Annotated in this window: 14 protein-coding genes; 1 reads left to right on the top strand and 13 read right to left on the bottom strand. The window is 58.0% G+C overall.

The annotated features are described in order from the left end of the window. Window positions 1–9 precede the first annotated feature (9 nt). From ACIGJB_RS33000 to ACIGJB_RS32940, 13 genes are all read right to left on the bottom strand, one after another. Window positions 10–252, bottom strand: a complete 243-nt coding sequence (locus tag ACIGJB_RS33000) for a hypothetical protein (protein WP_483735317.1) — start codon at window positions 250–252, stop codon at window positions 10–12. A 26-nt stretch (window positions 253–278) separates the two neighbouring features. Further along, the gene (locus ACIGJB_RS32995; protein WP_483735316.1) at window positions 279–950 is read right to left on the bottom strand and encodes a bactofilin family protein; all 672 of its coding nucleotides are present in this window, start codon (window positions 948–950) and stop codon (window positions 279–281) included. Between the two features lie 10 nt (window positions 951–960). Next, window positions 961–1,656: a hypothetical protein gene (locus ACIGJB_RS32990; RefSeq protein WP_483735315.1), complete on the bottom strand. Its 696-nt coding sequence runs from the start codon at window positions 1,654–1,656 to the stop codon at window positions 961–963. A gap of 18 nt (window positions 1,657–1,674) precedes the next feature. Continuing rightward, on the bottom strand, window positions 1,675–1,965 hold the full coding sequence (locus ACIGJB_RS32985) for an HU family DNA-binding protein (protein WP_483735314.1): 291 nt from the start codon (window positions 1,963–1,965) through the stop codon (window positions 1,675–1,677). Window positions 1,966–2,091: 126 nt separating this feature from the next. After that, a complete protein-coding gene (locus tag ACIGJB_RS32980) occupies window positions 2,092–2,700 on the bottom strand; it encodes a hypothetical protein (protein WP_483735313.1) in 609 nt (202 codons plus the stop codon). Window positions 2,701–2,720: 20 nt separating this feature from the next. Beyond that, on the bottom strand, window positions 2,721–3,236 hold the full coding sequence (locus tag ACIGJB_RS32975; RefSeq protein ID WP_483735312.1) for a hypothetical protein: 516 nt from the start codon (window positions 3,234–3,236) through the stop codon (window positions 2,721–2,723). A 4-nt stretch (window positions 3,237–3,240) separates the two neighbouring features. Beyond that, window positions 3,241–4,425 carry a hypothetical protein gene (locus ACIGJB_RS32970; protein ID WP_483735311.1) on the bottom strand — a complete coding sequence of 395 codons (1,185 nt, stop codon included), beginning with the start codon at window positions 4,423–4,425 and terminating at the stop codon, window positions 3,241–3,243. Between the two features lie 197 nt (window positions 4,426–4,622). Continuing rightward, window positions 4,623–5,030, bottom strand: coding sequence for a YcbK family protein (locus ACIGJB_RS32965; RefSeq protein ID WP_483735310.1), 408 nt, complete (start codon window positions 5,028–5,030; stop codon window positions 4,623–4,625). Between the two features lie 137 nt (window positions 5,031–5,167). Next, window positions 5,168–8,032 (bottom strand): type IV secretory system conjugative DNA transfer family protein, encoded by a 2,865-nt coding sequence (locus tag ACIGJB_RS32960; RefSeq protein WP_483735309.1) that lies wholly within the window; start codon window positions 8,030–8,032, stop codon window positions 5,168–5,170. Between the two features lie 42 nt (window positions 8,033–8,074). Continuing rightward, window positions 8,075–9,079 carry a thioredoxin fold domain-containing protein gene (locus ACIGJB_RS32955; RefSeq protein ID WP_483735308.1) on the bottom strand — a complete coding sequence of 335 codons (1,005 nt, stop codon included), beginning with the start codon at window positions 9,077–9,079 and terminating at the stop codon, window positions 8,075–8,077. A gap of 9 nt (window positions 9,080–9,088) precedes the next feature. Next, window positions 9,089–10,201: a secretion/conjugation apparatus DotM-related subunit gene (locus ACIGJB_RS32950; RefSeq protein WP_483735307.1), complete on the bottom strand. Its 1,113-nt coding sequence runs from the start codon at window positions 10,199–10,201 to the stop codon at window positions 9,089–9,091. Next, a complete protein-coding gene (locus tag ACIGJB_RS32945; protein WP_483735306.1) occupies window positions 10,183–10,668 on the bottom strand; it encodes a lytic transglycosylase domain-containing protein in 486 nt (161 codons plus the stop codon). The genes ACIGJB_RS32950 and ACIGJB_RS32945 overlap by 19 nt, the downstream gene beginning before the upstream one ends. Then, window positions 10,665–11,039 carry a hypothetical protein gene (locus tag ACIGJB_RS32940; RefSeq protein WP_483735305.1) on the bottom strand — a complete coding sequence of 125 codons (375 nt, stop codon included), beginning with the start codon at window positions 11,037–11,039 and terminating at the stop codon, window positions 10,665–10,667. Before ACIGJB_RS32940 ends, ACIGJB_RS32945 begins: the two co-directional genes overlap by 4 nt. Window positions 11,040–11,156: 117 nt before the next feature. Between ACIGJB_RS32940 and ACIGJB_RS32935 the strand changes: the two genes are divergently transcribed. Then, window positions 11,157–11,402 (top strand): hypothetical protein, encoded by a 246-nt coding sequence (locus tag ACIGJB_RS32935; RefSeq protein ID WP_483735304.1) that lies wholly within the window; start codon window positions 11,157–11,159, stop codon window positions 11,400–11,402. The last annotated feature ends 116 nt before the right edge of the window (window positions 11,403–11,518 follow it).

The following is an 11,518-nucleotide window of genomic DNA, read 5'->3' as shown; positions in this document are numbered from 1 at the left end:
GGATACTCTCTACTGGCTGACAGGACGTTTCGCGGCTAGGTATTTTGCGCCGCGAATGAGGATGGAAAGGATCGTTGTGCAGACCGCCGACGACAAAGCGATGAGAGCGACCGCTACGAACGTAGGTTCAGCATGCGACAAGAGGCGTGCTGCGACATACTCGGCCAGGGTGCAAAGCGTCAATGGGTGATAGGCGTTGCAGGCCACCAGCAACAGCAGGGTCGTGGCGTAGACTGCGAAGATGATCCGCATCGCTCGCAGTCCGACAAGCATGGTGTTCACGCTGCGCGGAGCGGTTGAACTTGCGCGGACGCGGCAGGTGCTGCATCTGAACGAGGCGCTGTGGCCTCAATCCGTGCGTTCGGCCCCAGGTCAATCGCGATCTCTGCGCCCGCTGCGTCGTCGTTCACGACGTTCGGAATCTTGCGATTTAGGCAACCGTAGACCGCAGCACCCTCGGCCATGCTAAGGGTGCCGTAGGTGATATTGCCGCGCACTACGGCTGTCTCGGTCAGTACAAGGCGCTCTGCTTCGATATCGCCTTCAATGTTGCCAGCGATGATAGCTGCCTTGGAGTGAATCGATCCGTGCATGCTTGCACGCTGACCGAGGACTACCTGGTTGTCGCCGTGCACAAGGACATCGCCGCGGACGATGCCTTGAAATACAACGCTGTCGGAAATCTCAACATTACCAACGATGGTGGCGCTCTCGGGGATCATCGTATGGACGATCTCGCCATCACCAAAAGGCAGGGACACCTTCTGCGGCCCCTCCACTGTAGCGACCGCGGTGCCGGAAGGCCCCGTTGGCTTGCGCACACCAGGTGACGCTGGCGCTGGCTTGCGTGGCACGGCGTGCGATTCCTGCAGCGATTTCATTTGCAGTGGAGCGCTCTTTCGTACGAGGCCTGTACTGACAAGGATACGAGTAATGAAATTCTGACTCATGATGACTGCCTCAGTTTGTCACGGTGACAATGCGTTTATCGGTGACAACGGTGCGCGATTCAGGGTCCACCGCGATCAATACTTCGCCGCTCGGCAACTTGCTCCCGACGCGCAAGGCCTCACCGCCAATGCTCACGGACCCTTTGCCAAAGGCGCTGATTCCGCTCTTTTCAGGGGTAACGAATTCGATTGGCAACGCGCTCACGTCAATCCGTATGGACTTGGCGGCTTCAATGTTCTTGCGCACCATGTGGCTCGCCGCCACCGCTTCTTCCTTCGGCTTGGCGGGCACATTCTTCGGGATCGCCGCGATGAGTGCATCGAGGTCCTGCAGCGCTTTTTCAGCGTCGGCCAGGCGCTTACCTTGTTCATCGAATGCGGCCTTCCATGCGACTTGCAGCGCGCTGTTCATTTGCGCACTGCGCTCCGCTTTGGCCGCGATTTCGTGCTTGGGGTCAGGCTGAGAGGCTGTGGGCTGGACGGCTGGCTGTATCGGCTGCTTCTCAGTGAGATGGTTGGCAGTGGCCAAGGTCGGTGCCGGCTGGCTAGGGCTCGCAAAGTTGGAGCGAAGCAGCGGTCGGCACTGGTATGCCAACAGTCCGGCCAGCGCCAGCGCTACAAGCCAGATGCATGTTTTTGCCTTTGCGGTCAGCTCATACCGCTCCTGTTGTTCTGCGGCGCGCGACGCCGACGTTCCACTGTTCATGTCCTGACCTCGTTTCCCTTATTCGTTGTCGTTCACAGCCCGCTGCAGCGCATCCCGGAGCGCCTTCATTGGCTTGATGCGCACCGCCATGCTGGCCTCCACTTTCACTTCCTGCCCAGTGCGGGGGTTCCTTGCAACGCGCGCCGCGCGTTGCACCACAGAAAACGAGCAAAGGTTGGGGAGGTTTGCGTAGCCCTTGCCAACAATTTCGGCCCGGATCCGCTCAATGACAGCGTCGAATGCCGCGCCAGCGCGCTGCTTGCCTGCGCCGGTTTGCTCGGCAATCACCTTCACAAGCTCTTCCTTCATTGCTGCTCCAGTTGCGTATCGCTATATTGATACGTAGTTTTCAGGAGGAATAATGGCAAGACTTTGCCTGAGAGTCAAGAAATCGACCGAAAGGCTGTGGCAAGCCCCCAAATCGGGGGCCCGGCCTCACAGAACGACTTCAATGTCCGGGTGCAGGCGCGCCGCGGCGCTCTTGATCTTGGGATAGTTCGACGGCAGTGACGTGGCCGTCAGTGGCGTTGGATGGAATGCAGTGATGACTGGGTGCGTGACAAGGTGCAGATGCTTATATGCAGGCTCGCGAAGCAAGCGCGGCAGATACTCCGGACGGCGGGCTACGAAGTCTGTCACCTTCGTGAAATCGTATCCTGGAGCGGTCCCGCTCGAGCTATCGGCTGAGATCCACTTCTTCCACTTTTCACCAATCCACTCGATTACGTCCTTGCTGCTTCGGTTCAGGTTCAGCAGATCGACACCGGGCAAGTCCTCAGGCTTGAGGACCTTCGGATAGAGAGGTAGATCCAATTCAACAAAGAGATCCACCACAATCATTTCCAGGCGCTTCTCGTCGGCGTACTTGCGAGCGTGCATCATGCCAAGCAGGCCTTGCTGCCCCGACAGGCCGGTTATGAATCCTGGGATCTTGTTCGCAAGTGGCATCGTGAACTCACGAATTCGAATCTCGGCAGGGATCTCCTTGGGCTTAAAGAAGAGCACCACAGCGACGTCAATCCCCGGCCCCTTTTTTGTAATCATGCCATCTCCCGAAATAGCACTTAGTCGTTCTTACGCCAGGTCGCCCGTTTGAACGGGTCTGGTATCCCCAAGCGATCCGCAATCTCCAGCGCGAAGTCCTTTAGCAAGGATCTCTTCCGCTTGCCCGTTGCGTTGAGCCGGCTGTAGGCCTCCATTAGCCGCTCTACGGGCTTGCTGTAGTTCCCTTCGCCTGCAAGCCATCGATACACCGCAGCGGGCTCGCGGCCTACAATCAAGGCGAATTCCTTTTTGTCGGAGGGATTCTCCGGATCGAAACCCAGTTCCTCCATGAAGCTGCGAATGTCGAGAGCACGCATGCTCGGCATGACTTCCGGGTGCGCTTCGTAAAGACAGAGGAGCTGACAGACTGCCTTGTCTTCGATTGGATCCTTTGGGCGGGACCGCATCTCGGTAAACTTGGCGCGCTGCAGCCCTAGCTGCTCGCACGCCGCGCTTACCGTCAGTCCATGTTTGAGCCGCCACTTCTCAATCTCATTGTTCAGTAGCGGTTGGGATCTCTGATCTGCTTTCGTCATTGCTCTATGGCGTCGGTTTCGGGCGATTCGCGCTCGACATCCCGAAGGATGAGAGGTCATCACCGCTCATTTCCATTTCGAATTCCATCGGTTCAGGTTCTACCACCACCGCATGCTCGACTGCGGCCTCCTCCACTCGCTTGCGATCCACCTCGCCCAGGTGCCCCGCCTTCACGAGCTTCTCCAACGCTGCATCAAGAGTTTCCGGTGAGGTTCCCTTGAACGTGTCGCGGGTACGATACGTAGACAACGACACGACATTTTCTGCTGTTTCCTTGTCGGACGATGGGGCCAACTCCATGCCAGTCAGGAAGCCACTTCCGACTTCGTACTTCTCAAGCAAGGTGGCAAGTTCATTCTTGTCATACACCCCTGCGTTCAACGCGGTAGCACAGATCTGCCCTCGCGCTTTCGCCAGGCTTGCCAGCAAGCCTTCCAGGCGGTCCAGCTCACTCACAAATCGGTTTAGCTCCCCATTGGGGTCTGCAATGGCCGAAATGGCTCGACCTCCGGCACGAACATCACTGACAAACAACGCGTACGCCTCGTCTTCGGACAGTTCGAACCGCTCAGCATAGGGGGCCAACTGCGAGTTCAAATTCCCGCGCAGTTCACCAAGCAATTGCTCTACCTGTCGCGTTTCCTCGCAATTGTTCTGCAGTAGTACGCGCAGAGGTGCCGCCGATTGGGCAAGCTCGGGGGTCGCCAGTGCAGCTTTCAGCGACCGCGGTAGATGCTCTCCCACCGACGAATCAACCAGCCCATTCACAGTCGACGCGACCCGGTCAAGCACGCCAGGCGGAACACCCTGCAACGTAATGCTGTCGTCCGTTTCCTGCAGGTCCGGGCCTTCCGATTCGCGAGGCGCTCCACGCGCAATCGATGCTGCAGCTTGCGCGGCATCAGCGGGACCATGCTCGCCGGCCTCGCTGCCCGCAGCAGTTCGCCCAAAGCCAAAGAAGCGCGCAATTCTTGCCAGCAGTGCTTTAATCTGCTGGATCAAGTGCATCAACGACAACTCCTCTGCCGCCGTATCCTTGACAGGGGAACCGGCAACACGATCGCGAAGTGCATTTTTGCTTACAACCAGCTTACCGTCGTTCACGTTAGCCACATCAGGGCGCAACGGTAACACATTGGCACGCGCCAGGGCCGGGTTTTCGCCTTGTGCTGCAACGCTTGAGGTCATATCACTTACTCCAGCGCGATTCTGTATCGCTAAGATTATACGGGTAGGAATAGCGCCTTGAACTCACCTATATGACGGAGTCAAAGCGACAGACTCGTGGTGTTTATGCCACTTTTTTCGATTTAGATCACATTTCGCAGACTATTGTCTGAATATGGATACATGATCGATGTCATATGTTGCGTATTAGGCTCTTATCACTTATTCCCAGCCCTCCCCCGCCAAGTGCGGATTCCCCCGACGTCGTTGTGAACAAAGTCGTCGGCGTTGTAAAAGCCAACGCCTCCTTGTTGTGCCAAGAAGGCGAGGCGACCCAGGTATTCCGCTGAGATCTCCTTTGTGCTGAAGTCCACGGCGCGAAAAACGCCTGCATCATCCGGGAGATGCTGGGAGTTCTGTTTTCCCCCCTCGCGGGAGTTGGTCGACTTTGTTCGGCAGCCAGAATGGATCTGAAACGGCATGACATAGCCGTAGGCGGCGAGCCAGGCCTGCTGCCACGCCAGTAGCTGCAGGAGACGTGGATGCGGCGTGCCCTCAAACTTGGCCTGAACATCGCGGAGAAGGTAGGTCACGTAGCGATACCCCTGCTCCGTCGCGTAGTCCACTCTTGCCTCGTTGCGTCCTCTGCGTAGCCACAAGACGCTGGGTATAGCTATCTCTTGCGCGAAAACCTGCCGTACACCCACGCATGGCGCAATCGCCGTGGCAAGGGACATCGCTTTCAGGAAGTCACGTCGGAGCATCACCGCGCCTTGCTCGCTGATTTCTCAATACTCGCCTGCATGCTGGCGAACATGCTGTCGATATCGCTTTCGCTCATGCTATCTACCGGCTGGTTCCATTTGAGTTGGGTCGAGATCTCCTTCTCAGTCTCTTGCACCGATTGCTCGGGGCTTTCACTTCCCAGAGCAGCCTCGATCTTGAGAAGTGTTTCTGCTGTTTGCTGAGTAAAGCCAATCACGATTTCCGACGTAGGAGCTTCATTGACCGAAGGAACCACCTCCTGCGCCTCCACCAGATCGCGCTGGTCAGGCACCACGCGGTCCTCAACGGCCAGTCGCGCCGAGGTGGATTCCGCTCGCTCTTGCGCGCTGGCACTGGCCTGCTCCGTGTATTGGCTCAGCCAAACGTTCAAGCCGCCGTCGGCCTGATCATCGGCTATGGGGAGACTCGATACTGGCGACGTCTGCTTGGGCGCAAGCGTGCCCGTTTGCGCGGAAGGAAGCGTGTCGTAGTCTTCCGGAATAGCCGTCGCTGCCTTTTCGTCCAGCTTCGAGAGCGTGGAGACAGGGCGAGGCGCTTCCGCGAACTCGCGGACCAGCTCGGCAAATGAGTTGTGAACCTTTTCCTCAAGCGGCGGGTTGTGATACGCCTGCGAACGCTCATTCGCATCGATTGGCTTATCCGCAACTGGAACTGCCGGAGACTCCGCAGCAAAATCGACGCCATCGTATGAGTGGTCCACATCCGGGGGCGGCCCGTCGAGCGTCTCCGGATCGACCTCGATGCCGTGCCAGAACCGGCCCTCGCCGTCAGCCTGCGCAGACTTCATTGCCGCGACCGCGGCCACGTAGTACGCAATACCGCGATTGACCGGGGCCTCGTTTGGATTGTTGGACTCAATCGACTGCCAGGTAGTCAGAACAGCGTTGAGTATCGGATCTTCCGTTCGAAGGTAAATACGAGCGCGCCCTTCCCGGACGCGCTTTTCGATCTCGCGAATCGTCGTGAATCGCCGGTCGGTCTCATTGAACGGTTTGACCTTATCCTGCAAGTCGTTAAACGATGGTCGGTCGACCTGCAGGAACCGATTGATTCGGAATGGCAGCTTCGTCTTCTTGATGGAATGGAACCACGTAAAACTGCGTGCGCGAGTGACCTGATCCTTGAAGATCAAGATCCCTTCCATCTCCTTTAGTGCCTTCAGTTCCTGAAGTTCGATTCGGTCCCGTCGTTGAATCGAGCCAGTAAGCGCCCGGTTGTAATTTGTGGGCATGAAGTTGCTGACGTTGCCCTCAAAGGAACCTGTCTCCACAGTGATCGACTCACCAGCAACCTTCTTGAAGATATCAAGTGTCTTATCCGGGTCCTCCAGAGCTAGGGTGTACTTGATCTTCGTGTTGGCGATCATGGAGTCGACTTCCTCCTTGTTCTCGCCCTTCGCCATCGCAGCCACATCCTGACCGGCCGCAATCATCATGAAGCCGAGACTCCGCGCCTGGGCGAACATCAACGCGATGCCTTCCGCGAAGTAGTACCCCAGCTCATCCATGGTGATGATGTACGGAGCCGGGGAGTTTGTCGCCTTCGTGTCGATGATCTCGGCGTAGGTGCCTTCCAGCCGGTGCCCGAGGTTCATCGCCATCATCAGGCGGATGGACGAGACCACGAGCTTGCCGAGATTCGCTGCTTCCTGCGCGGATTTCTCCAGGGTCGGAATCATGACAACGAGGACGCGCCGATTCAGCAGCACGTCCATCATGTCCACTTCCGAATACTTGTCCTTGAAGATGTATCCGTAGGTGTCCATCAGCATAGACAACGTGCGTGCGTACTGACCCGTGAGGTAGCCGTGCTGATCGTAGACGCCCTGGTCCCACTTATCCGGCTTGTCGGCGAGATCCGCCCGGAAGCCTGGCAACCCCGTTTCTAGGTACGCCTTGATGGGCAGGAACGCATACTCCGGAATCTCCCCTTTTTTTCCTTTTAGATACAGCTTGACCAGATTGGGAAGCGCGAGGTATTCCCGAATCACACCAATGGACAGCGTGATGTTGCCGACCGCGCGCTCATAACACAGCGTCCGCAGTACGGCATCCATCATGTTGACGGCCTTCTGTTGCCACTGAGCACCGTCGCCGCTCGCCTTTGGCAACATCGATGATGACAACTGAGATAGAAAATCGGGACCACCCTCGTAGTAGGGATTCATCCCGTTTGAACTCTTCTCCGTCGTCTTCTTACGCTTATACGGATCCGCCCCGCCCGTCATAAAGTTCAGGACGAGGTAGTCATCTTCCCGGCCAACGCGGCGACACAGGGACCACACCGCGGCGTGAAGACTGGAGTCGGCCTTTCCGTCCGAATAGAAGAAGCCGGAACCCCAGGCGAGCGCATTGAAGCAGATCGACAGTAGCGTAACTGTCTTGCCCGACCCGGTGGTCCCCATCAGGAGCATGTGAGTCCGGGCATCGGAATTGGTTACCCAGAGTTCCTTGAGATGCTCTGCACGATCCTTCGAGCGCTGGTTGCCGAGGTAGAGAATGCCGTCGGCGCTCTGCCTGACAATCTTCTCCGTCGTTCCGTCTTCGTTTGGCTTGGCCGTTTCGAGCGTCGGATCGATGCCGCCAAGATGCTTCGGCATGCGCATTGGCAACTCGAATCGTTGCCACGAGAACCATACGCGAACACCCACCATCAGAATGGTGATAGGGAGCCAGAGGAATGCCAGCACAACAGCGCAGACCGCCGCGCCAATCTGGAATTTGGCATAGTTGGGCGGATGCTTGAGCCAATCCCCGAACCGCTGGGTCAGGGTCCGGGGGTCAAGCGTGATATCACCCTGCTTGAGTTCTCTCCGCGGGCTTACGCTGTACTGGTTACTCACTCTTTGTCTGCCGAATTAGTTGAGAGTCATCGCCCCAAGAACTCACTTCCCGCCACCAGCGATGAAGGTCCTCATCTGCTCGACGGTGCCGCCACCCTCCATCAGACGGCCATCAGGTGCCATCAACGTCGGGGTCTTACTGACGCCGATCATCTCTGCAACACCCATGTTGCTCTTCACTGCGGCGCGGCCACGGTCACACCATCCATGCGTCGGCGTCGTCCCATCCGCCAGCGCGTTGCGCCACCCAGCGGCAGTCTCAGCCTGATCCTTGCTACATAGGATCTGCGCAGCAAGGACCTCCGAACCGTCCTTGTAGGCCAAGGGCACAATGAATACGGGACGCTCTTTGGATAGGGACTCGAGAGCAGGCTCCGCCGCACGGCACGCGGGACACTTTGGGTCGGAGAACACCACAAGAGGCTCCAGCTTTTGTGCCTCCGCCGAGTCGGGCAGAAGTCGAACGGGCGCGGTTCCCTCAATCACCAATTGCTGGCTGAAATGTGTTGGCAGCAACGGAAACTGCTGCGTCGGGGGTTGTGGAGCCGTCTGGCTATTGGCGACTCGCGTAACCTCCGAGAGGATTGCCGCGGAAAGCTCCGGCGAGCCCTTGCCGTTCAATGCGGTGACAACCGGCCCATACAGACTGAGAACCAGCAAGGGGAATGCTACGTACCATCCGAGTGCGCGCACCGTCGAGCGCAAGCGACGCCACAGGGCCTGACGCCTGACGACGCAACGGATCGTCTTCGCAGCGTGCTCGGCCTCCCCTTCGGTCTCAAAGCGCTCCACAATCCGAACGCGCTCCCCCTCGCCGTCCTCGGTTACGAAAACCAATGCATAGGGAGCGCTTGGAGTGCTCTCTCCTGCTTCCGGCGCGCTCGCCTGGCTCACACTGATTGCATTCAGTGAGGCCTGGCTGTCAGTCGAGAAGCGCAACCGGGAGAGCGCCCGAATATGCCCCGTCTTCATAAATGCACAGAGCACCGCTCCATCGTGCTCCATCTGCACGATGTCCTTTTCGGCTCGCTCAAATGAGATCTTCATGTTGGATTCCTATTGCCTTCTGAGAAGAGAGAATTCGTGGTTGTCTGTCGATGCTGCGATGACGCCCGTGTCATCTAGGTACTTGACGAGTCCTTTGATAGCGTCTTCCACGTGAGGGGCGACAAGAACGCAGCCGTTCTCCCAGGCCACCTCCTCTGCCTGCATGTGGTTGAAGACCCCCGCGGACTCCATGAACGGAGCCTTGCGTCCCGCGGTATTCAAGGGGTACCAGAGCGCGCGGTCATATGGCTTGAGCCAGATGAACTCTGCGGATGCGAGAATCCCCGACTCACGCGCGGCGATCAGCAACCCCATCAGCAGCGTGCGGGTGTACCGATGCTTCTGCAGCCACGTCTTGGCCTGCTGACTCCCAACACAGCGCTTGAACGCTGCATCTGCAAGCGTGAAATCTGGCCTTGAGCGGGGATTGCTCGCGCTGTAATTGAGCGCATCAATGAGTTTCCGCGAGGCCTCCGCATCTTTGAAGAACGCCCGCAATCCAAAGATCGCAAACAATGCGCGCTGAGCTGGACTCAACTGACTGAACTTTTCCAGTGGCTTTCCGAGTTGCGCAACCAGCAGCTCCCGCGTTCGCCCAAGATCCAACTCGCCGCCGACGATGAGGCCATGCTCGGCCACCCACTCTTCCGGGTGCACAGAGGATGCCCACTCTGGCGGATTCTCCCCACCGAGGTCTCGGTGCAGGATCGGTGCAACGGCAGAGAAATTCTGGCTTTGTACCTCCAGCAAGCGCTGGATCGTGTAGACATTCTTGGCCTTCAGCGTTGGATTCTTCATGGCCTTGTGCGCCCACCAGGCTGCAAGAGACACCGGAATGAAGCACCAGAAGTAGCCCACAATGGTTCCGAGCTTGATGATCTCCGGCAACTGAACGACACGCGCGTACTTGAAGTAGGTGATCAGTTCCCCCTGCCGTTCTTTGGCATAGTCGAGCAGCATGGCCCATGGGTAGATCTCGTACCCCTTCCAGATGAGAAGGCGCTGGGCAATCTGCTCATGGCGAGTTTTCCAGCCAAGCCAGAAGACGAATGCCATCACGATTGCACATCCGAGTATCAGCGGGACACTGCTCCGCTGGTTTCTTACCTGCTGATCTGACATCCGAATCTCTCCGCTCGCTGTGCGATGGATACTGCGTAGTTGTAGCCAACGACAGGATCAGGGCTGTGGTAGCGGCCAACACCCTTCCAGAAGTCACCTGCCCGGTTGATCTCGTAGCGCAGCACGTAGCCGGCCCCGCGGATGGATAGGCAAGCGTTATCGGCGAGCTGGTCGGCAGTAATGCCAAAGTTGCGGCTGAAGTAGCGCACCCAGAAATCGTTGTGCTGCATAGCTCCATAGTCACGCGAACCATCGCGGTTCCGATTGACTATGCCCTTGCGCAGGGAGCCAGAGCTTTCCTTGTCATGTACAGCCCGCAGGATGCAGCGTGGTACCGAGTAGGCAATCTCGGTTTCCGCGTAGCAAGCCTCCACGTCCTGCGCGATAGCGTGCTGCGCGATAGGGAGCGCAAGCGAGATTGCGATAGCAGCCTTTCGCAGGCTAGTGATGAGGCGTACGGGGTTCATTGACTCGCCTCAATCTCTTCAATGCAGGAAAGCAGGTTCCGCATCTTGGCCGACGAGAAGATGACGGCGTACTCTCCTCCCTTCCGGATTCGGTCAAGGCGACGGTTTGCTTCCGGGATGGTCTCGATGTGGTGGGGCCACTTACGCTCGATCTCGATAACCACCGGGATTGCAAGCTCAAAGGGTATGTATCGGAAGAACCTGTTCAATTCCACATGACACGCCTCCAACTGCTCGCGTGCCAAGCCTTGCACCACTGCCAGCATTCGAGAGGCAACTTGGCCCACTAACGCACTGCCCAGGTCGGCGCGGCCAGCATCGATTTGTCGTGCGACCATCCGCCCGACCTCAGAATTCAAGAGGTCGATCAAGTCCTCGCGCGGTTCTCCGAGTCCAGAAATCATTGTGTTAGCATGCTCGCACGTTTGCGTATCATCACTATGATACGGAATGCGGCAAACTTTTGAAAGTTGACTGAGGGGCAAAAGATGGAGCAATCGACTGGATCGGAATCGAAGAAGCCGACAAAGACGGAAGAGCCTGAAAAGAAGGAGGGTTCGGCAGAGGGGCTCAACCACATGGCTGCGCTCGCGGGCCTCGGCCTCATCGGCCACCTGGCCGAATGGTCCGAACTCGCGACCGAGCAGGTCGTGTCGGAACGACCGGGAGGTCAACCGCTCGCCGTAGATCCGCGCGACGCGGTGGAACCCCGAAAGAAGTTCGTGCCGCGCTAGTGCGCTGGTGTGGCCGCTAAGCGGCCCACCAGTGTCTCCATGGAACAACAGCGGATTCACCCCCTCCCCTCTGCCCCTGCTCGCCGCGGGCCGAGCGCACTCCAGTTCTGTCATAG

Source organism: Cupriavidus sp. C2SS-8b, from assembly GCF_057073745.1.
The sequence above is the reverse complement of the archived record's forward strand: the minus strand, read 5'-3'. Positions and strand labels throughout refer to the sequence as shown.

What these genes read in the sequence shown, in the direction of transcription:
- ACIGJB_RS32970 (WP_483735311.1), bottom strand. Translation starts at nt 4,425, where the DNA reads ATGACCTCAAGCGTTGCAGCACAAGGCGAAAACCCGGCCCTGGCGCGT.
- ACIGJB_RS33000 (WP_483735317.1), bottom strand. Translation starts at nt 252, where the DNA reads ATGCGGATCATCTTCGCAGTCTACGCCACGACCCTGCTGTTGCTGGTG.
- ACIGJB_RS32995 (WP_483735316.1), bottom strand. Translation starts at nt 950, where the DNA reads ATGAGTCAGAATTTCATTACTCGTATCCTTGTCAGTACAGGCCTCGTA.
- ACIGJB_RS32990 (WP_483735315.1), bottom strand. Translation starts at nt 1,656, where the DNA reads ATGAACAGTGGAACGTCGGCGTCGCGCGCCGCAGAACAACAGGAGCGG.
- ACIGJB_RS32955 (WP_483735308.1), bottom strand. Translation starts at nt 9,079, where the DNA reads ATGAAGATCTCATTTGAGCGAGCCGAAAAGGACATCGTGCAGATGGAG.
- ACIGJB_RS32975 (WP_483735312.1), bottom strand. Translation starts at nt 3,236, where the DNA reads ATGACGAAAGCAGATCAGAGATCCCAACCGCTACTGAACAATGAGATT.
- ACIGJB_RS32980 (WP_483735313.1), bottom strand. Translation starts at nt 2,700, where the DNA reads ATGATTACAAAAAAGGGGCCGGGGATTGACGTCGCTGTGGTGCTCTTC.
- ACIGJB_RS32935 (WP_483735304.1), top strand. Translation starts at nt 11,157, where the DNA reads ATGGAGCAATCGACTGGATCGGAATCGAAGAAGCCGACAAAGACGGAA.
- ACIGJB_RS32985 (WP_483735314.1), bottom strand. Translation starts at nt 1,965, where the DNA reads ATGAAGGAAGAGCTTGTGAAGGTGATTGCCGAGCAAACCGGCGCAGGC.
- ACIGJB_RS32945 (WP_483735306.1), bottom strand. Translation starts at nt 10,668, where the DNA reads ATGAACCCCGTACGCCTCATCACTAGCCTGCGAAAGGCTGCTATCGCA.
- ACIGJB_RS32950 (WP_483735307.1), bottom strand. Translation starts at nt 10,201, where the DNA reads ATGTCAGATCAGCAGGTAAGAAACCAGCGGAGCAGTGTCCCGCTGATA.